This is a genomic window from Variovorax sp. ISS6, from assembly GCF_056523145.1.
Map to the genome: position 1 here is coordinate 6559317 of NZ_JAWRZC010000001.1, position 18164 is coordinate 6577480.

19 protein-coding genes are annotated in these 18164 nt (G+C 69.6%); 14 read left to right on the forward strand and 5 right to left on the reverse strand.

Features of this window, described 5'->3' with window-relative positions; all coding sequences use genetic code 11:
- The first annotated feature begins 6 nt into the window (after positions 1-6).
- Positions 7-747, forward strand: coding sequence for a glycerophosphodiester phosphodiesterase (ugpQ, locus tag AC1HIL_RS30260; RefSeq protein WP_296729598.1), 741 nt, complete (start codon positions 7-9; stop codon positions 745-747).
- A gap of 70 nt (positions 748-817) precedes the next feature.
- Positions 818-3241, forward strand: a complete 2424-nt coding sequence (locus tag AC1HIL_RS30265) for a DUF3772 domain-containing protein (protein WP_057592069.1) — start codon at positions 818-820, stop codon at positions 3239-3241.
- Positions 3242-3259: 18 nt separating this feature from the next.
- Here the strand turns inward: AC1HIL_RS30265 and AC1HIL_RS30270 are convergent, their stop codons facing one another.
- Positions 3260-3730: an Lrp/AsnC family transcriptional regulator gene (locus AC1HIL_RS30270; RefSeq protein ID WP_057592070.1), complete on the reverse strand. Its 471-nt coding sequence runs from the start codon at positions 3728-3730 to the stop codon at positions 3260-3262.
- A 206-nt stretch (positions 3731-3936) separates the two neighbouring features.
- Between AC1HIL_RS30270 and AC1HIL_RS30275 the strand changes: the two genes are divergently transcribed.
- The 4 genes from AC1HIL_RS30275 (at position 3937) to AC1HIL_RS30290 (ending at position 7175) form a co-directional block, all read left to right on the forward strand.
- Positions 3937-4911, forward strand: coding sequence for an ABC transporter substrate-binding protein (locus tag AC1HIL_RS30275; protein WP_409976567.1), 975 nt, complete (start codon positions 3937-3939; stop codon positions 4909-4911).
- A 76-nt stretch (positions 4912-4987) separates the two neighbouring features.
- Entirely contained in the window at positions 4988-5884 is an 897-nt protein-coding gene (locus AC1HIL_RS30280; RefSeq protein WP_057592072.1) for an ABC transporter permease, read from the forward strand.
- Positions 5884-6678, forward strand: coding sequence for an ABC transporter ATP-binding protein (locus tag AC1HIL_RS30285; protein ID WP_057592073.1), 795 nt, complete (start codon positions 5884-5886; stop codon positions 6676-6678). The genes AC1HIL_RS30280 and AC1HIL_RS30285 overlap by 1 nt, the downstream gene beginning before the upstream one ends.
- On the forward strand, positions 6675-7175 hold the full coding sequence (locus AC1HIL_RS30290; RefSeq protein WP_261214005.1) for a GNAT family N-acetyltransferase: 501 nt from the start codon (positions 6675-6677) through the stop codon (positions 7173-7175). The genes AC1HIL_RS30285 and AC1HIL_RS30290 overlap by 4 nt, the downstream gene beginning before the upstream one ends.
- Positions 7176-7185: 10 nt before the next feature.
- On the opposite strand, the gene AC1HIL_RS30295 is transcribed toward AC1HIL_RS30290, so the two are convergent.
- Positions 7186-7464, reverse strand: coding sequence for a hypothetical protein (locus AC1HIL_RS30295; protein WP_057592075.1), 279 nt, complete (start codon positions 7462-7464; stop codon positions 7186-7188).
- A 93-nt stretch (positions 7465-7557) separates the two neighbouring features.
- On the opposite strand from AC1HIL_RS30295, the gene hemA reads away from it, so the two are divergent.
- The 6 genes from hemA to paeA all read left to right on the forward strand — a co-directional run bounded on the left by hemA (position 7558) and on the right by paeA (position 13107).
- Complete coding sequence (hemA, locus tag AC1HIL_RS30300; protein WP_057592076.1) at positions 7558-8829, forward strand: glutamyl-tRNA reductase; 1272 nt, start codon at positions 7558-7560, stop codon at positions 8827-8829.
- 96 nt (positions 8830-8925) lie between these two features.
- On the forward strand, positions 8926-10014 hold the full coding sequence (gene prfA, locus AC1HIL_RS30305; protein WP_057592077.1) for a peptide chain release factor 1: 1089 nt from the start codon (positions 8926-8928) through the stop codon (positions 10012-10014).
- The gene (prmC, locus tag AC1HIL_RS30310) at positions 10011-10862 is read left to right on the forward strand and encodes a peptide chain release factor N(5)-glutamine methyltransferase (protein WP_479670723.1); all 852 of its coding nucleotides are present in this window, start codon (positions 10011-10013) and stop codon (positions 10860-10862) included. Before prfA ends, prmC begins: the two co-directional genes overlap by 4 nt.
- 29 nt (positions 10863-10891) lie before the next feature.
- Positions 10892-11218, forward strand: coding sequence for a Grx4 family monothiol glutaredoxin (gene grxD, locus AC1HIL_RS30315; protein ID WP_057592080.1), 327 nt, complete (start codon positions 10892-10894; stop codon positions 11216-11218).
- 13 nt (positions 11219-11231) lie between these two features.
- Positions 11232-11744: a cupin domain-containing protein gene (locus AC1HIL_RS30320; protein ID WP_057592084.1), complete on the forward strand. Its 513-nt coding sequence runs from the start codon at positions 11232-11234 to the stop codon at positions 11742-11744.
- A 79-nt stretch (positions 11745-11823) separates the two neighbouring features.
- Positions 11824-13107 carry a polyamine export protein PaeA gene (gene paeA / locus AC1HIL_RS30325; protein WP_057592085.1) on the forward strand — a complete coding sequence of 428 codons (1284 nt, stop codon included), beginning with the start codon at positions 11824-11826 and terminating at the stop codon, positions 13105-13107.
- A gap of 15 nt (positions 13108-13122) precedes the next feature.
- On the opposite strand, the gene AC1HIL_RS30330 is transcribed toward paeA, so the two are convergent.
- Positions 13123-13806 (reverse strand): lytic transglycosylase domain-containing protein, encoded by a 684-nt coding sequence (locus AC1HIL_RS30330; protein ID WP_057592087.1) that lies wholly within the window; start codon positions 13804-13806, stop codon positions 13123-13125.
- Entirely contained in the window at positions 13803-15548 is a 1746-nt protein-coding gene (locus AC1HIL_RS30335; RefSeq protein WP_296729620.1) for a proline--tRNA ligase, read from the reverse strand. The genes AC1HIL_RS30330 and AC1HIL_RS30335 overlap by 4 nt, the downstream gene beginning before the upstream one ends.
- A gap of 137 nt (positions 15549-15685) precedes the next feature.
- Here AC1HIL_RS30335 and AC1HIL_RS30340 point away from each other — a divergent pair, with 137 nt between their 5' ends.
- Together AC1HIL_RS30340 and AC1HIL_RS30345 are read left to right on the forward strand one after the other, a co-directional pair.
- Positions 15686-16363, forward strand: a complete 678-nt coding sequence (locus AC1HIL_RS30340; protein WP_057592091.1) for an RNA pyrophosphohydrolase — start codon at positions 15686-15688, stop codon at positions 16361-16363.
- 91 nt (positions 16364-16454) lie between these two features.
- The gene (locus tag AC1HIL_RS30345) at positions 16455-16904 is read left to right on the forward strand and encodes a CNP1-like family protein (RefSeq protein ID WP_261214011.1); all 450 of its coding nucleotides are present in this window, start codon (positions 16455-16457) and stop codon (positions 16902-16904) included.
- 70 nt (positions 16905-16974) lie between these two features.
- Here AC1HIL_RS30345 and proB read toward each other — a convergent pair whose 3' ends face one another.
- Positions 16975-18114 carry a glutamate 5-kinase gene (gene proB / locus AC1HIL_RS30350; RefSeq protein ID WP_261214012.1) on the reverse strand — a complete coding sequence of 380 codons (1140 nt, stop codon included), beginning with the start codon at positions 18112-18114 and terminating at the stop codon, positions 16975-16977.
- Positions 18115-18164 lie beyond the last annotated feature (50 nt).

The window sequence follows — 18164 nt, forward strand, 5'->3', positions numbered from 1 at the left end:
CGCGGAATGAGCACGCCCTGGCCCTATCCACGCTGGATCGCCCACCGCGGCGCCGGCAAGCTCGCGCCCGAGAACACGCTCGCGGCCTTCCGCTTCGGCGCCGCGCACGGCTATCGCATGTTCGAATGCGATGCCAAGCTCAGCGCCGACGGCGTGGTGTTCCTGATGCACGACGCCACGCTGGAACGCACCACCAGCGGCCGAGGCATCGGCGGCCGGAAGCCCTGGAGCGAACTGGCTCAGCTCGACGCGGGCGGCTGGCATTCGCGCGCCTTCGCGGGCGAGCCGCTGCCCACGCTCGAGAACCTCGCGCGCTTCTGCCTGGCCAACGGCCACCTGCTGAACATCGAGATCAAGCCCACGCCGGGCACCGAGCGCGAAACCGGCGAGGCGGTGGCGCGGCAGGCCGCGGCGCTGTGGCGCGATGCGGCCGTCCCGCCGCTGCTGACCTCGTTCCAGGTCGATGCGCTGAAGGGCGCGGCGACCGCCGCGCCCGAACTGCCGCGCGGCCTGCTGCTCGACACGCTCTGGAACGGCTGGCTCGAGACCGCGCGCGAACTCGGCTGCGTGGCCATCGTCTGCAACCATGCGCTGTGGGACGCCGCCGTGGTGGCGCAGGTGCACGGCGCCGGCCTGCGCGCGCTGAGCTACACGGTCAACGACGACTGGGCCGCGCAGCGCCTGATCGACCTGGGCACCGACGGCATCATCACCGACCGCGTCGACCTGTTCAGCCCCGCGCGCTGAACGCGGCGCCGTCACATGCTGTGACGCGCCGCGAAGCCGGGCCTTCAGGTGCGGCTTCTATGATGCGTCCATGAGCTGGACCTCCCGTCTCGCGGCCTTCCTGATGGCCGCCCTGCTGCTGTGCGGCACCGCCTTCGCGCAGCAGGACCCCGACCTCGCGGCCGCGCCGCCCGCGCCCACCGTGGCCGAGCTGCGCGCGCTGCTCGCGAAGATCGACCAGTCCACCGGCTCGGAAGACGACGCGCGCAGCCGCCTCACGCAGATCAACGCGATCGGCGCGCAGGCCGACAAGTTCGTGGCAGCGCGCACCGGCGAGCTCAACGACCTCAACGCGCGCCTGGGCGAGCTCGGCAACCCGCCCGCGGCCGGCGCCAGCGAAGACCCCGACATCACGCGCCAGCGCGCGCGCCTGACCAAGGAACGCAACGCGCTCGACGCCGACATCCGGCTCGCCAAGCTGCTGGCGATCGACGTGCGCCAGCGCGGCACCGACCTGCTGACGCAGCGCCGCGCGGTGTTCGAGGCCCAGCTCACCGAGCGCGCGGCATCGCCGCTCACGGGTGAGTTCTGGAGCGACCTGCAGGAGGCCTGGCCCGAAGACGTCGACCGGCTCCAGGGCATGGCCGCGGGCGTGCAGACCGGCCTCGCCACCGCGTTCGGCGGCGAGGGCCGCACGCTGGTGATCGCGGCGCTGGCCGGCGCGCTGCTGCTGGCCTTCGCGGGCGTCTGGGCGGCCGAGCACGGCCTGGCCCGGCTCGCGGTGAAGCTGCTGCCCGCCGGACGGCTGCGGCGCTCGCTGCTGGTGATCGCCATCGTCGCGGCCCACGTGCTGCTGGTGGCGCTGGCGGCGCACGGCTTCGTCCATGTGCTCGAGCAACACGCGGGCTGGGCGCCGCAGGCGCGCAAGGCGATGCTGTCGCTGGCGCAGTCGCTGGTGTTCATGGCCTTCGTGATCGGCCTGGGCCGCGCGCTGCTGGCCACCGGCCGGCCGTCGTGGCGGCTGCCGCCGATTCCCGACGCCATGGCCGCGCGGCTCGCGGCCCTGCCCTGGCTGGTGGCGCTGGTGGCGGCCCTGGCCTGGGCGCCGGCCGAGATCAACGCGCTGGTCGACGCCAGCTTCTCGGCCGTGGTCGCCACGCACGTGCTAACCGCGCTGCTGCTGACCGCGCTGGTCGGCGCGGTGCTCTACCGGCTCAAGGCGCTGCGCGCGGGCGCCCCCGGCGAGGACCTGCCCGAGCGGCCGATGTGGGTCGGCATCCTGGTCGCGCTGATCGCCATCCTGATGGTCGCGATCTGGGTGCTGGTGGCCGTGGGCTACGTGGCGCTCGCGAGCTTCCTGGCCTCGCAGCTCACCTGGAGCGGCATCGTCGCCACCGCGTTCTACGTGCTGTTCAAGTTCGCCGACGACGTGTTCATGGCCACCGTGTCGTCGCGCAGCGGCTTCGGCCAGCGGCTGCAGAAGAGCTTCGGCCTGGCACCGCAGACGCTCGACCAGATCGCCACCGTGCTGTCGGGCCTGAGCCGGGTGGCGCTGTTCTTCTACATGCTGATCGCGCTGGCCGCCCCGCTGGGCACCAGCCCCGGCGAAGTGTTCCAGCGCAGCGGCAAGTTCGGCACCGGCGTGAAGATCGGCGAGTTCCAGCTCGTGCCGGGCGCGATCCTCAGCGCGGTGGCGGTGCTGGCCGTGGGCTTCGTGATGCTGCGCATCTTCAAGCGCTGGCTGGCCGCGAGCTACCTGCCGACCACCAAGTTCGAGCCCGGCATGCAGAGCTCGATCAGCACCCTGCTGGGCTACGTGGGCGGCATCCTGGTGATCGCGTTCTCGCTCTCGGCGCTGGGCATCGGCATCGAGCGCATCGCCTGGGTGGCGAGCGCGCTGTCGGTGGGCATCGGCTTCGGCCTGCAGGCGATCGTGCAGAACTTCATCTCGGGCCTGATCCTGCTGGCCGAGCAGCCCGTGAAGGTGGGCGACTGGGTGGTGCTCGGCACGGCCGAGGGCGACGTGCGGCGCATCAACGTGCGCGCCACCGAGATCCAGCTCGGCGACCGCTCCACGCTGATCGTGCCGAACTCGGAATTCATCACCAAGACAGTGCGCAACATGACCTTGGCCAACGCCGAGGGCCGGGTGCTGATCCGCCTGCCGATGCCGCTGACCACCGACGCGCAGAAGGTGCGCGACCTGATCCTCGAGGCCTGCAAGGCGCACGAGGGCGTGCTCGAGACGCCGGCGCCCTCGCTCACGCTCGAGGGCATCGAGAACGGGCTGCTGATCTTCCAGGCGATCGCCTACGTGGCGAGTCCGCGGCTGGCCGGCGGCGTGCGCAGCGACCTGCTGTTCACCATCCTCGACGCGCTGCGCCAGGCCGACCTGCCGATGGCGACGCCGACGCTGGTGATGGCGGCCGCGCCGGCGGCACCCTCGGCGCTCTCGACCGCGCCTTCGCCGGTGCCCTCCTCGCCGGCCTCGCCGCTGCCGGGCGTGCAGGGCTGAGGGCCGGCCGCGCCCGGCTCAACCCAGCGGCAGGGTGGTCGTGCACTTCACCTCGTTGAGGCACACGCTCGAGCGCACCGCCGACACGCCCGGCATGTGCATCAGCGTGTCCATCAGGAACTGCGACAGCGAGTGCAGGTCGCGCGCGACCACCTTGATGACGTAGTCGAAGTCGCCGGTGACCGAATAGCACTCGAGGATCTGCGGCAGGTCGGCCACCAGGTCCTGGAACTTCGGCAGCTCGCCGATGTGGCCGCGCGCCATGGTCACGTGGATGAAGGCGATCACGCCGAGCCCCACCTGGCGCGCGTCGAGCCGGGCCGCGTAGCCGCTGATGAAGCCCATCTCCTCGAGCCGCCGGTGCCGCCGCAGGCACTGGGCCGGCGAAAGATTGGCCACTTCGGAGAGTTCGAGGTTCGATGCACGGCCATGCGCTTGCAGATGCTCCAGGATCTTCCTGTCGATGCGGTCGAGCGTGATCTCGTGCAATTTCGTCTCCTTCAAATGCCGACGACCGCAATCATATTTCTCAAAGCGGGGTAAGCACTGGCGCGGGATGCACCTTAATTGTGCAAACCACGCTCTAGACTCCAGGCTCGTGGAAGTGCATGCCGCATTTCCGTGCCATCGATTCCCTGCCCCGGTGCAAGCCGTGGCGTCGGACCCGCCCCCTTCCCTCTTTCCGGAGATCCCACGTGAAATTCGCCCTGCTTCGCACCCCTGTCGCCGCCGCCCTGGCCCTCGGCATGCTCGCCGCCGCGCCCGCCTTCGCGGCCGACAAGTCGGTGGCCGTGACCGCCATCGTCGAGCACCCGGCGCTCGACGCCGTGCGCGACGGCGTCAAGGCCGAGCTGAAGGCGGCCGGCTACGAAGAGGGCAAGAACCTCAAGTTCACCTACCAGAGCGCACAGGGCAACGTGGGCACCGCGGCCCAGATCGCGCGCAAGTACGTGGGCGACCAGCCCGACGTGATCGTCGCGATCGCCACCCCCTCGGCCCAGGCCACGCTGGCCGCCACCAAGACCATCCCGGTCGTCTACTCGGCCGTGACCGACCCGGTGGCCGCCAAGCTGGTGAAGAGCTGGGACGCCAGCGGCACCAACGTGACCGGCGTGTCGGACCTGTCGCCGCTGGACAAGCACATCGCCCTCATCAAGCAGGTGGTGCCCACCGCCAAGCGCATCGGCGTGATCTACAGCCCCGGCGAAGCCAACTCGGTGGCGATCGTGGCCGACCTCAAGAAGGCCGCCGCGGCCGCCGGCATGACGGTGGTGGAAGCCGCCGCCGCGCGCACCGTGGACGTGCCGACCGCCGCCCAGAGCCTGGTCGGCAAGGCCGACGCGATCTACACGCCGACCGACAACAACGTGGTGTCGGCCTTCGAGGGCATCGTGAAGGTGGCGCAGCAGGCCAAGCTGCCGGTGGTGGCGGCCGACACCGCCACCGTCGAGCGCGGCGCGGTCGCGGCGCTGGGCCTGAACTACACCGACATCGGCCGCCAGACCGGCAAGATCGTGGTGCGCATCCTCAAGGGCGAGAAGCCCGGCGCGATCGCCTCGCAGACCAGCACCAACTTCGAGCTGGTGGTGAACCCGGGCGCGGCCAAGCTGCAGGGCGTGACCCTGTCGGACGAGCTGCTGAAGACCGCCAAGGTCGTGAACACCAAGTAAACCCCGGCCTCATCGCCAGCGACGGGTCGTCCTGCGGGCGGCCCGTCTTTTCGTTCTTGCCGGGAGCTTCCTCCTCATGTCCCTCATCGCCTCGCTGGGCGCCATCGAGATCGGCCTGATATTCGGGCTGGTCGCGCTGGGCGTCTTCATGTCCTTCCGCATCATCAACTTTCCCGACCTCACGGTGGACGGCAGCTTCCCGCTCGGCGCCGCCGTGGCCGCCACGCTGATCGTGGCCGGCTGGAACCCGGTGGCCGCCACCGCGGTGGCCTGCGTCGCGGGCGCCGTCTCGGGCTGGGTCACGGCCTGGCTCAACGTGAAGCTCAAGATCATGCAGCTGCTCGCGAGCATCCTGGTGATGATCGCGCTCTACTCGATCAACCTGCGCGTGATGGGCAAGCCCAACGTGGCGCTGATCACCGAGCCCACCGTGTTCAGCATGGCCAGCTTCGGCGGCATGCCCGAGCAGTGGGCCAAGCCGCTGTTGCTGCTCTTGATCGTGATCGCCGCGAAGATCGTGGTCGACCTGTTCTTCGCCTCCGAAGCCGGCCTGGCGATGCGCGCCACCGGCGGCAATGCGCGCATGGCGCGCGCGCAGGGCATCTCGACCGACTTCCACACCATGGCGGGCCTGGCGCTGTCGAACGCGCTGGTGGCGCTGGCCGGCGCGCTGTTCGCGCAGAGCCAGGGCACGGCCGACATCTCGATGGGCGTGGGCACGATCGTGATCGGCCTGGCGGCGGTGATCATCGGCGAGACGCTGATGCCCGCGCGCAGCATGGTGATCACCACGCTGGCCTGCATCCTGGGGGCGCTGCTCTATCGCTTCTTCATCGCGATGGCGCTGAACACCGACTTCATGGGCCTGCAGGCGCAGGACCTGAACCTGGTGACCGCCGTGCTGGTGGCCTTCGCGCTGCTGGTGCCTGCCTACAAGCGCAAGCTCGGCGGGCTTTTCAAGGGGAAGAACTGATGCTGCGCGCCGAACAACTCGAGATGACCTTCAACCCGGGCACGCCGATCGAGAACCGCGTGCTGCGCGGGCTCGGCCTGGAGATTCCCACCGGCCAGTTCGTCACCGTGATCGGCTCGAACGGTGCCGGCAAGTCGACCTTCCTCAATGCGGTCAGTGGCGACCTGATCGTCGACAAGGGCCGCATCGAGATCGACGGCAAGGACGTGACGCGGCTCAACGCCTGGCAGCGTTCGGGCATGGTGGCGCGCGTGTTCCAGGACCCGATGGCCGGCACCTGCGAGGCGCTGACCATCGAGGAGAACATGGCGCTGGCCTGGAAGCGCGGCGAGCGGCGCGGCCTGGGCCTGTCGCTCAACCGCGGCCTGCGCGAGCTGTTCCGCGAGAAGCTGTCGATCCTCAAGCTCGGGCTGGAGAACCGGCTGGCCGACCGCATCGGCCTGCTGTCGGGCGGCCAGCGGCAGGCCGTGAGCCTGCTGATGGCTTCGCTCAAGCCCTCGCGCATCCTGCTGCTCGACGAGCACACGGCCGCGCTCGACCCGAAGACCGCGGCCTTCGTGCTCGAGCTCACGGCGCGCATCGTCGAGGAGAGCAAGCTCACCGCGATGATGGTCACGCACAGCATGCGCCAGGCGCTGGACTACGGCTCGCGCACGGTGATGCTGCACGAGGGCCAGGTGATCCTCGACGTGGCCGGCCCCGAGCGCTCGGGCCTCGATGTGCCCGACCTGCTGCGCATGTTCGAACAGACGCGCGGCGAGAAGCTCGACGACGACAAGCTGCTGCTGGCATGACCGTCGTGCGCGCGATGCGGCCCGAGGACCTGCAGGCGGTGCTGGCGATCCAGCTCGCCTGCTACGGCGCGGGCTTCGTGGAGGACGGGGCGCTGATCGTGCGCCGGCTCGCCGCGGCGCCGCGCACCGGCTGGGTGGTCGAGCACGCGGGACGGGTGGCCGCCTACCTCGCGGCCTATCCCTCGCGCGTGGGCAAGCTCACGGCCCTGCACGGCGATTTCGAGGTGCTGCCCGAGACACAGGCCGACGCGCTCTACCTGCACGATCTCGCGGTCGATCCGGCGGCCTCGGGCCATGGCCTGGGACCGGCGCTGGTGCGGCATGCGCTGGCCTTCGCCGACGCGGCGGGCTGGCGGCGCTCGGCGCTGGTGTCGGTGCAGTCCTCGCTGGGCTTCTGGGAACGGCACGGCTACGCGGTGCATGCGCTGGCCGACGCGGCGCAGCAGGCGCGCCTGGCGAGCTATCCCGCGCCGGCGCACTACATGGTGCGGACCTGAAGGCCGCCGCTCAGCGCCGCCAGCCGCGCTGCAGCAGCCACTGCACGGTGCCGCAGACCACCACCAGCGCGGCATAGCTCGCGATGCGGCCGTCGTGGCCCGTGAACACCAGGCCGGCCAGCAGCACCAGCACGCCAGCTATCGTATTGATAGCGAATTGCGCCCATATGGCGGGCGTTCCGGGCTTTCGCGGCATCAGGAAGCGGCCGCACAGCGCGAGCACCCCGGCCACGAAGACGGCCGGCAGCGCGAAGTTGAGGAGGTGGTTGAGCAGGGCGAGCGCGGACATTCGGGAAGGGGCGGAAGCGTCATCCGCCAGCCGCTATGGAGGTCATAGACAGCACGGTGCCGGGACGGGCTCCGCAAATTTTATAATCGTGACATGTCTGTCTGGGCTCTTGGCTTGAACCACACGACCGCGCCGCTCGATCTGCGCGGTCGTTTTGCGTTTGCGCTCGACCAGATCGCTCCCACCCTGCAGAGCCTGCGCAGTTCGTTCTCGAGCGGCCGCCACCCGCAGGTCGAGGCCGCCATCATCTCGACCTGCAACCGCACCGAGATCTACTGCGCCGCCGACCATGCCGCGATCGACCACACGGTCGGCTGGCTGGCCCAGAGCGGCGGCGTGGCCCCCGCGCTGCTGCGCTCGCATGCCTACACCCTGCACGACGGCGACGTCGCGCGCCATGCCTTCCGCGTGGCCAGCGGCCTCGATTCGATGGTGCTCGGCGAAGCCCAGATCCTCGGCCAGATGAAGGACGCGGTGCGCGCCGCCGAAACCGCCGGCGCGCTGGGCAGCACGCTCAACCAACTCTTCCAGCGCTCGTTCGCGGTCGCCAAGGAAGTGCGCACCGCCACCGAGATCGGCGCGCACTCGATCAGCATGGCGGCCGCCGCCGTGCGCCTGGCCGGCCAGCTGTTCGAGGACCTGCGCCAGACGCGCGTGCTGTTCGTCGGCGCCGGCGAGATGATCGACCTCGCGGCCACGCACTTCGCGGCCAAGGAGCCGAAGTCCATCGCCATCGCCAACCGCACGCTCGAGCGCGGCGAGAAGCTGGCCTCGCGCTTCGGCGGCGAGGCGATGCGGCTGGCCGACCTGCCGGCACGGCTGGCCGAGTTCGACATCGTCGTGAGCTGCACCGCGAGCACGCTGCCGATCATCGGCCTGGGCGCCGTGGAACGCGCGCTCAAGTCGCGCAAGCACCGCCCGATGTTCATGGTCGACCTGGCCGTGCCGCGCGACATCGAGCCCGAGGTGAAGGCACTCGAGGACATCTACCTCTACACCGTGGACGACCTCGCGCAGGTCGTGCAGCAGGGCCAGGCCAACCGCCAGGCCGCGGTGGCGCAGGCCGAGGTCATCATCGACGCCGGCGTGCAGAGCTTCATGCACTGGCTGGGCCAGCGCGGCACGGTGCCTCTGATCCAGCAGCTCAACGCGCAGACCGACGAATGGCGCGCCGCCGAACTGGCGCGCGCGCGCAAGCTGCTGGCCAAGGGCGAATCGGTCGACGCCGTGCTCGAAGCCCTGTCGCGCGGGCTCACGCAGAAGATGCTGCACGGCGCGCTGGCCGAGCTGCACGCGGGCGATGCCGCCTCGCGCGAGCAGACGGCGCAGACCATCTCGCGCCTGTTCCTGCGCAAAGAGCGTTAGCGGCGCTCGTCCGCGAGCCCGGCACGGCGTGCCGCGGCCTCCATGCGCCTTGCCGCCATGCCGCGGCACTTCCCCTCTTTTTCGAATCTCTCCGCCGTGAAGCCCTTCCTCCGCCACCAACTCGAACGCTATGCCGCCCGCCTCGGCGAACTCGACTTCCTGCTCTCGCGCGAGGACATCATGGGCGACATGGCGCAGTACCGCACCATCTCGCGCGAGCATGCCGAGGTGACGCAGGTGGCCGGCCGCTATGCGCGCTACGTGCAGCGCGAGGCCGACATCGCGGGCGCGAAGGAAATGCTCGACGACCCCGACATGGCCGAGATGGCCGCGCAGGAGATCGCCGAGGCCGAGGCCGAGCTCACGCAGCTGGAAGACGAGCTGCAGCGCCTGCTGCTGCCCAAGGACCCCGACGACGCGCGCAACGCCTTCCTCGAAATCCGCGCCGGCACCGGCGGCGACGAATCGGCGCTGTTCGCGGGCGACCTGCTGCGCATGTACACGCGCTACTGCGAGCGCGCCGGCTGGCGCTGCGAGATCGTGAGCGAGAACGAGAGCGAGCTCGGCGGCTACAAGGAAGTGGTGGTGCGCATCTCGGGCGACGAGGTGTTCGGCAACCTGCGCTTCGAATCGGGCGGCCACCGCGTGCAGCGCGTGCCGGCCACCGAGACGCAGGGCCGCATCCACACCAGCGCCTGCACGGTGGCGGTGCTGGCCGAGCCCGACGAGGCGCAGGCGGTGCAGATCAATCCGGCCGACCTGCGCATCGACACCTACCGCGCCAGCGGCGCCGGCGGCCAGCACATCAACAAGACCGATTCGGCGGTGCGCATCACGCACATCCCGACCGGCATCGTGGCCGAGTGCCAGGACGACCGCAGCCAGCACCGCAACAAGGCGAAGGCGCTGCAGGTGCTGTCGGCACGGATCCAGGAGAAGGAGCGCAGCGAGCGCGCCGCCAAGGACGCCGCGCTGCGCAAGGGCCTGATCGGCAGCGGCGACCGCTCCGACCGCATCCGCACCTACAACTTCCCCCAGGGCCGGCTCACCGACCACCGGATCAACCTCACGCTCTACAAGCTGCTCGCGATCATGGAGGGCGACCTCGGCGACGTGCTGGCGGCGCTGCGCGCGGCGCGCGAGGCGGAGCAACTGGCCGAGCTCGAATCGAGCCTGCCCTCATGAGCACCGAGCCGCTCGCGCCCTCGACCGTGGCCCAGGCGCTGGCCGCGGCCGCGCGGCTGGGCGTCGACCGGCTCGACGCCCAGTTGCTGCTGCTGCATGCGCTGGGCCGGCCGCCGCACGACCGCGCCTGGCTGCTCGCGCACGACACCGACGCGCTGCCCCAGCCGCTGTGGACCGCGCTGTCGGCGCAACTGCTGCGCCGCCTCGCGGGCGAGCCGGTGGCCTACCTGCTGGGCGAGAAGGAATTCCACGGCCTCGCGTTGCGCGTCGACCCGCGCGTGCTGGTGCCGCGGCCCGACACCGAGACGCTGGTCGACTGGGCGCTCGAGTGCCTCGAAGGCCAGGCCGCGCCGCGCGTGCTCGACCTGGGCACCGGCAGCGGCGCGATCGCGCTGGCGCTGCAGCACGCGCGGCCCGATGCACGGGTCGATGCCGTGGATGCCAGCGCCGACGCGCTCGCGGTGGCCCGCGCCAATGCCGAGCGCCTGAAGCTGCCGGTGCGCTTCGCCCAGGCCGACTGGCTGGCGGGCGCGGTCCGGGGTTACGCGCTGATCGCCAGCAACCCGCCCTACATCGCCGCCGGCGACCCGCACCTGCCGGCGCTGCAGCACGAGCCCGTCTCGGCGCTGGTGGCCGGCGCCGACGGGCTCGACGACATCCGCCGCATCGTGGCCGACGCGCCCGCGCACCTGGCCGAAGGTGGCTGGCTGCTGCTGGAGCACGGCCACGACCAGGCCCCCGCCGTGCGCCAGCTGCTGGCCGCCCAGGGCTTCGCCGAGGTGCAAAGCCGCGAGGACCTGGCAGGCATCGCGCGCTGCTCGGGCGGAATCCGGCGCTCGGTGAAATAATCCCTCCAGCCTACTTTTCAGGAGCCCCCATGTCCGACGCCCAGCAACGCATCGACGACCTCGTCAAATCCAACGATCTCGTGCTCTTCATGAAGGGCAACGCCAGTTTCCCCATGTGCGGCTTCTCGGGCCGCGCGATCCAGATCCTCAAGGCCGTGGGCGTCGACACCCGTTCGCTCAAGACCGTCAACGTCCTCGAGGACGACGGCATCCGCCAGGGCATCAAGGACTACAGCAACTGGCCCACCATCCCGCAGCTCTACGTCAAGGGCGAATTCGTCGGCGGCTCGGACATCATGATGGAGATGTACGAGTCGGGCGAACTGCAGAAGGTGCTGGCCGGCGACGCTGCCTGATCCGGGCCCGGCGATGAGCCACGGCCACGATCACGACCACGGACATCCGCACGACGAGGCTGCGGCCCCGGCGTGGAAGCACGACGGCGTGCGGGTGATCGCGGCCAACCAGCTCGACGTCAACACCGCCCAGACGCCCGGCATGAACCGGGCCGCGGCGATCAATTTCGCGCGCGTCGGCGCGCAGAAGCTCTGGGCCGGCACGGTCACCATCCATGCCGACGCCAAGACCGGCGCCCACCACCACGGCCACCTCGAATCGGTGATCTACGTCGTGCGCGGCCGCGCACGCATGCGCTGGGGCGAGCAGCTCGAGTTCACGGCCGAGGCCGGGCCGGGCGACTTCATCTACGTGCCGCCCTACGTGCCGCACCAGGAAATCAACGCCAGCCCGACCGAGACGCTCGAGTGCGTGCTGTGCCGCAGCGACGGCGAGGCTGTCGCGGTGAACCTCGACATCGAACCGGTCGAGAAGCCCGAGTCGGTGCTGTGGGTCGACCCGACCCATCCGCACGGCGGGGTCTGAGCGCACTTTCTCCCGCGGGTCGCGCCCGTGGCGGGCGCCCCCTGCGCCATGGCACCATCGGGGTCTGCTGGTGAACACCATGACCCTGACCCAAAGCCTGCTCGTCATCGCGCTGCTGATCGCGATGAGCGCCTTCTTCTCCCTCGCCGAGATCGCGCTGGCCGCCTCGCGCCGGCTGCGCCTGCGCCAGATGGCCGACGACGGCGACGCGCGCGCCGACCTCGTGCTGCGCATCCAGGAGCAGCCGGGCTACTACTTCACCGTGGTGCAGATCGGCCTCAACGCGGTCGCGATCCTCGGCGGCGTGGTCGGCGAAGGCGCGCTGAGCCCCTACTTCGCGCGCCTGTTCACGGGCTGGCTCGGCCCCGAGGGCGCGCAGAGCGCGGGCTTCCTGTGCTCCTTCGTGACCATCATCGCGGTGTTCCTGGTGTTCGCCGACCTGTTCCCCAAGCGGCTGGGCATGAACGACCCCGAACGGCTGGCGGTGCGCATCGCCAAGCCGATGCAGTTGCTGATCACCACCTTCAAGCCGCTGGTGTGGCTGTTCACCGCCTGCACCGACCTGCTGTTCAAGCTGCTGGGCATGCCGATGGCGCGCGACGACAAGATCACCTCGGCCGACATCCTCGCGATGACCGAGGCCGGCGCGCGGGCCGGCGTGCTCGCCGTGCGCGAGCAGCAGGTGATCGCCAACGTGTTCGAGCTCGAGACGCGGCTCGTGAGCAGCGTGATGACCGCGCGCGACAGCATCGCCTGGTTCCTGCACGACGACCCCGAGTCGGTGCTGCGCGCGCGCATCGTGGCCGAGCCCTTCTCGGCCTACCCGGTGTGCGACGGCGACATCGACCACGTGCTGGGCTACGTCGACGCCAAGGACATGTTCCAGCGCGTGCTCAGCGGCCAGCCGCTGGCCTTCGACCAGGGGCTGCCGCTGCACAAGGCGCTGGTGATTCCCGACCGGCTGTCGCTGACCGAGGTGCTCGAGCAGTTCCAGCAGGCCCACGAGGACTTCGCGATCATCGTCAACGAGTACAGCCTGGTGGTGGGCGTGATCACGCTCAACGACGTGATGAGCACGGTGATGGGCGACCTGGTGTCCACGCCCGACGAGGAGCAGATCGTGCGCCGCGACGAGAACTCCTGGCTGATCGACGGCATCACGCCGATCCAGGACGTGCAGCGCGCGCTGCACATCGACGAGCTGCCGCATGCCGACGAGTACGAGACGCTCGCGGGCTTCCTGATGGTGATGCTGCGCCGCGTTCCCAAGCGCACCGACAGCGTGAGCTGGGGGGGCTATACCTTCGAGGTGATGGACGTCGACAGCTACCGCATCGACCAGGTGATGGTCACCAAGACCTGACGGCCCGCACCCGGGTCAGGCCGCGGAACGGGCCTTGTCCTGTTCCTTGCGCTCGATCTCGCGCTCGCGGTCGGCCCAGGCCCACAGCCGCTGGTTCGAGAACACCGCGTTCGGGTACGGCGCCTTGCCGCGGCTGCCGTTGTAGCGGCCCAGCGTCATGAACAGGTCGCCGCTCTCGCGGTCGAGGTAGTGGCGCAGGATCACGCAGCCGAAGCGCAGGTTGGTCTGCATGTGGAACAGCTTGGCCGGGTCGCTGTCGCCGATCACGCGGGTCCAGAACGGCATGACCTGCATGTAGCCGCGCGCGCCCGCGCTCGACACCGCGAACTTGCGGAAGTTGCTCTCGACCTGGATCAGCCCGAGCACCAGGCTCACGTCGAGCCCCGAGCGCTTGGCCTCGTACCAGACCGTCTGCAGGAATTCGATGCGCGAGGGTGCGTCGGCGATCTTCTTCTTGAGCCGTTCGCTCATCTCGCCGAGCCAGCGCAGGTAGGCGAGGCGCGCCTCGGTGTTCGCGAACTGCGGCACCGGCGGTGCCTTGTTGTGGATGGCCGAGCTCAGCGCGGTGCGCACCGAGTCGATCAGCGGCTCCTCGATCTGCGCGCCGGCCAGTGCGGGGCGCGGCAGCGACAGCGCCGCGAGGGCGCCCGCCGCGGCCCCGATGCAATGGCGCCGCGAGAAGCCGCCCGCAAGGCTCATGCCGCGAGCTTGCCCGCGATGAAGTCCGCGATGCCGGCGGCCGGCACCTTGGTCGCGGCAGTGTCGCGGCGATGCTGGTATTCGAGCTGGCCTTCCTTGAGGCCGCGGTCGGAGATCACCACGCGGTGCGGCACGCCGATCAGTTCCCAGTCGGCGAACATCGCGCCCGGACGCTCGCCGCGGTCGTCGAGCAGCACGTCGACGCCCTTGGCGAGCAGCTCCTCGTAGAGCGCCTCGGCCGCGGCCTTGACCTCGGCGCTGCGGTCCATGCCGATCGGGCACACCACCACGGTGAACGGCGCGATCGCGTCGGGCCAGATGATCCCGCGCTCGTCGTGGTTCTGCTCGATGGCGGCCGCCGGCAGGCGCGTGATGCCGATGCCGTAGCAGCCCATCTCGAGGAACTGCGGCTTGCCGGCCTCGTCGAGGAAGGTGGCGTTCATCGACTTGCTGTACTTGGTGCCCAGCACGAAGACGTGGCCCACCTCGATGCCGCGCTCGATCGCCAGCACGCCCTTGCCGTCGGGCGAGGCATCGCCCGCGACCACGTTGCGCAGGTCGGCCACCAGCTCGGGCTCGGGCAGGTCGCGGCCCCAGTTGACGCCGGTCATGTGGAAGTCGATCTCGTTGGCGCCCGTGATCCAGTCGGCCATCAGCGCGACTTCGCGGTCGGCCACCAGCTTCACCGGCTTCTTGAGGTTCAGCGGGCCGAGGTAGCCCGGCTTGCAGCCGAAGTGCGCATCGATCTCGGCCAGGGTCGCGAAGCGGAAGCCCTTGTCGAGGCCGGGCAGCTTGCCGACCTTGATCTCGTTCATCTCGTGGTCGCCGCGCAGCAGCAGCAGCCAGACCTGCGAGCCCGTGATGTTGCCGGCCTCGTCGACGATGTCGGTGGCCAGCACCAGCGACTTCACGGTGGTGGCGAGCGGCACGCCGAGCAGCACGGCGACGTCCTCGCAGGTGCTCTTGCCGGGCGTGGGCGTCTTCTCGAGCGCGTTGGCGGCGGCGGGACGCGGGCCGGCCGGGGCCAGCGCCTCGGCCTTCTCCATGTTGGCCGCGTAGTCGCTGTCGGGGCAGTAGACGATCGCGTCCTCGCCGGTGGCGGCGATGACCTGGAATTCCTCGCTGAGGTCACCGCCGATGGCGCCGCTGTCGGCCGCCACGGCGCGATAGCGCAGGCCGAAGCGGTCGAAGATGTTGCGATAGGCCTGCGCCATCGCCTGGTAGCTGGCCTTGGCCGCGTCGAGGTCGCGGTCGAAGCTGTAGGCGTCCTTCATGATGAATTCGCGCCCGCGCATCAGGCCGAAGCGCGGACGGCGCTCGTCGCGGAACTTGGTCTGGATCTGGTAGAAGTTCTTCGGCAGCTGCTTGTAGCTGCGAATCTCCTGGCGCGCGATGTCGGTCACCACCTCTTCGCTGGTGGGCTGCACCACGAAGTCGCGGTCATGGCGGTCCTTGATGCGCAGCAGCTCGGGGCCCATCTTGTCGAAGCGGCCCGACTCCTCCCAGAGTTCGGCGGGCTGCACCACCGGCATCGTCATCTCGACCGCGCCGGCGCGGTTCATCTCCTCGCGCACGATCGCCTCGACCTTGCGGATCACGCGCAGGCCCATGGGCATGTACGTGTAGATGCCGGTGCCGACCTTCTTGATCATGCCCGCGCGCATCATGAGACGGTGGCTCGCCACCTCGGCATCGGCCGGCGCTTCCTTGAGGGTGGAGACGAAGAAACGGGATGCTTTCATCGGAAATGCGGTGCTGGTTCGGAGTGAAACGAGACGGACGACGGTCTCCGTAGAGACCCTGAGAGCCCGGAACCGGTCGCTTGCCGAGTGCAACCCGGCATGCATAATCGACTCAGTTCAAAAATTGGGGTTTGATTATGCTCGACCGGGACGGCTTCAGGCCCAACGTCGGCATCATCCTGCTCAACCAGAAAAACCAGGTTTTTTGGGGCAAACGCATCCGCACGCATTCCTGGCAGTTTCCGCAAGGCGGCATCGACCGCGGCGAAAGTCCCGAGCAAGCCATGTTCCGGGAATTGCACGAGGAAGTGGGTCTCCATCCGGAGCACGTGCGTATCGTGGCCCGTACCCGCGACTGGTTGCGCTACGAGGTGCCGGATCGGTTCATCCGACGAGACGCACGAGGTCACTACAAGGGCCAGAAACAAATCTGGTATCTGCTGCAACTGGTCGGCCACGACTGGGATCTCAACCTGCGTGCCACGGACCATCCCGAATTCGACGCCTGGCGCTGGCACGACTACTGGGTGCCACTCGACGTGGTCGTCGAATTCAAACGGGGCGTCTACGAAATGGCGCTCACCGAGCTTGCTCGCTACCTGCCACGGCAGGATTTCCGCAACCGCTTCCTGCGCAGCAACGTGCGCGCCCGAGAGTTCGAGCGCCATCCTTCCGCGGGCGGCCACGACGCCAACTTCGAACTGCCTCCGGGCGCGAGCTTCGACCCGGATCCCAATGTCAAACCTGCGACCGACTCTTCCGACGCACCCGTCTTCCCGTCCGCATCCGCTGCGCAGCCTCCCACGCCGCGCTAGCCCGGCGCTCGTTCTCGCGAGCGCCCTGCTGCTGGCGGCCTGCGGCTCGGGCCAGCACAACACCGACAACCCCGACTGGGCGCAAGGCGGCATGCCGCCACCGCCCAAGACCACGGTGTCGGATGGCGAATGGCAGGAATCGGCGGCACCGCCACCGCCGGCCTTCGACCAGAACCGCCTGGTGCCGATCGAGATGCCGCCCTACATGACGCTGAAGTTCGGCATCGACCCGCAGACCATCACGATCACGCCCGACGGCATCGTGCGCTACGTGGTGGTGGCAAGCAGCAAGTCCGGCGGCACGGTCAACGCCTTCTACGACGGCGTGCGCTGCAAGACCGGCGAGATGAAGAGCTATGCGCGCTACAGCGGCAATGCCTGGGAGCTGGCCAAGGCGCCCGAGTGGAAGCGCATCACCGACCTCAACTCGCGCTACACCTGGGCCATCGCGACCCAGGGCCTGTGCCGCGACAGCGCACCGCGCTCGACGGCCAGCGAGATCGTCCAGTACATCCGCAATCCGGTGCGCGAAGTGCAGTGAGCGGCACGCCGGCACGATGAGAAAAGGCCCCGATCGGGGCCTTTTTCTTTGGCGCGGGTCGAGGCGAGCCTCAGACCGGCATCAGCACCATGTTGTCCCGGTGCACCATCTCCGGCTCGGCCGCGTAGCCCAGCAGCCGCTCGAACTCGGCCGAGGGCTTGCGGCACAGCAGCCGCGCCTCGACGCTCGAGTAGTTGGCGAGGCCGCGCGCCAGCTCGATGCCCTCGGCGTCGCGCACCGCGATCACGTCGCCGCGCGAGAACTCGCCCGACACGCCCGTCATGCCGATCGGCAGCAGGCTCTTGCCCTCGGCGCGCACCTTGGCGGCCGCGCCGGCATCGACGATCACGGCGCCACGCAGTTGCAGATGGTCGGCCATCCAGCGCTTGCGCGCCTGGTGCTTCGCGGTCTGCGCCACCAGCAGCGTGCCGATCGCCTCGCCTTGCGCGAGGCGCAGCAATGCGTCGGTCTCGCGGCCCCAGGCGATCACGGTGGAAGCGCCCGAGCCGGCCGCGCGCTTGGCCGCGAGGATCTTGGTGATCATCCCGCCCTTGCCGATGCTCGAGCCCGCACCGCCGGCCATGGCCTCGAGCGCCGGGTCGCCCGCGGCGGCCTCGTGGATGAACTTCGCTTCGGGGTCCTTGCGCGGATCGGCCGAATAGAGACCGCGCTGGTCGGTGAGGATCACCAGCGCATCGGCCTCCACGAGGTTGGCGACCAGTGCGCCGAGCGTGTCGTTGTCGCCGAACTTGATCTCGTCGTTGACCACGGTGTCGTTCTCGTTGATGACCGGCACCACGCCGAGCCGCAGCAACGTCACCAGGGTCGAACGGGCATTGAGGTAGCGCTCGCGGTCGGCCAGGTCGGCATGCGTGAGCAGCACCTGCGCGCTGCCGATGCGGTTCTCGCGCAGCTTGGTCTCGTACATCTGGGCCAGGCCCATCTGGCCGACGGCCGCGGCGGCCTGGAGTTCGTGCACCTCGTGCGGCCGGGTCTTCCAGCCGAGGCGCTTCATGCCTTCGGCGATGGCGCCGCTCGACACCATCACCACCTCGCGCCCGTCGCGCACCAGCGCGGCCAGCTGCCGGCACCACTCGCCGATGGCGCCCTCGTCGAGGCCGCGGCCCTCGTTCGTCACGAGGCTCGAGCCCACCTTGACGACGATGCGGCGGGCGTCCCGCAGGGCTGTGGATCCGGTATTCGAGGTCATGGAAGGCTGTAGCAGGCGTGAAGACTGGCGATTATGCTATTTATTCAATA

What these genes read in the sequence shown, in the direction of transcription:
- ugpQ (WP_296729598.1), top strand. Translation starts at nt 7, where the DNA reads ATGAGCACGCCCTGGCCCTATCCACGCTGGATCGCCCACCGCGGCGCC.
- AC1HIL_RS30265 (WP_057592069.1), top strand. Translation starts at nt 818, where the DNA reads ATGAGCTGGACCTCCCGTCTCGCGGCCTTCCTGATGGCCGCCCTGCTG.
- AC1HIL_RS30280 (WP_057592072.1), top strand. Translation starts at nt 4,988, where the DNA reads ATGTCCCTCATCGCCTCGCTGGGCGCCATCGAGATCGGCCTGATATTC.
- AC1HIL_RS30285 (WP_057592073.1), top strand. Translation starts at nt 5,884, where the DNA reads ATGCTGCGCGCCGAACAACTCGAGATGACCTTCAACCCGGGCACGCCG.
- AC1HIL_RS30290 (WP_261214005.1), top strand. Translation starts at nt 6,675, where the DNA reads ATGACCGTCGTGCGCGCGATGCGGCCCGAGGACCTGCAGGCGGTGCTG.
- AC1HIL_RS30295 (WP_057592075.1), bottom strand. Translation starts at nt 7,464, where the DNA reads ATGTCCGCGCTCGCCCTGCTCAACCACCTCCTCAACTTCGCGCTGCCG.
- hemA (WP_057592076.1), top strand. Translation starts at nt 7,558, where the DNA reads ATGTCTGTCTGGGCTCTTGGCTTGAACCACACGACCGCGCCGCTCGAT.
- prmC (WP_479670723.1), top strand. Translation starts at nt 10,011, where the DNA reads ATGAGCACCGAGCCGCTCGCGCCCTCGACCGTGGCCCAGGCGCTGGCC.
- grxD (WP_057592080.1), top strand. Translation starts at nt 10,892, where the DNA reads ATGTCCGACGCCCAGCAACGCATCGACGACCTCGTCAAATCCAACGAT.
- AC1HIL_RS30320 (WP_057592084.1), top strand. Translation starts at nt 11,232, where the DNA reads ATGAGCCACGGCCACGATCACGACCACGGACATCCGCACGACGAGGCT.
- paeA (WP_057592085.1), top strand. Translation starts at nt 11,824, where the DNA reads ATGACCCTGACCCAAAGCCTGCTCGTCATCGCGCTGCTGATCGCGATG.
- AC1HIL_RS30330 (WP_057592087.1), bottom strand. Translation starts at nt 13,806, where the DNA reads ATGAGCCTTGCGGGCGGCTTCTCGCGGCGCCATTGCATCGGGGCCGCG.
- AC1HIL_RS30335 (WP_296729620.1), bottom strand. Translation starts at nt 15,548, where the DNA reads ATGAAAGCATCCCGTTTCTTCGTCTCCACCCTCAAGGAAGCGCCGGCC.
- AC1HIL_RS30340 (WP_057592091.1), top strand. Translation starts at nt 15,686, where the DNA reads ATGCTCGACCGGGACGGCTTCAGGCCCAACGTCGGCATCATCCTGCTC.
- AC1HIL_RS30345 (WP_261214011.1), top strand. Translation starts at nt 16,455, where the DNA reads ATGCCGCCACCGCCCAAGACCACGGTGTCGGATGGCGAATGGCAGGAA.
- proB (WP_261214012.1), bottom strand. Translation starts at nt 18,114, where the DNA reads ATGACCTCGAATACCGGATCCACAGCCCTGCGGGACGCCCGCCGCATC.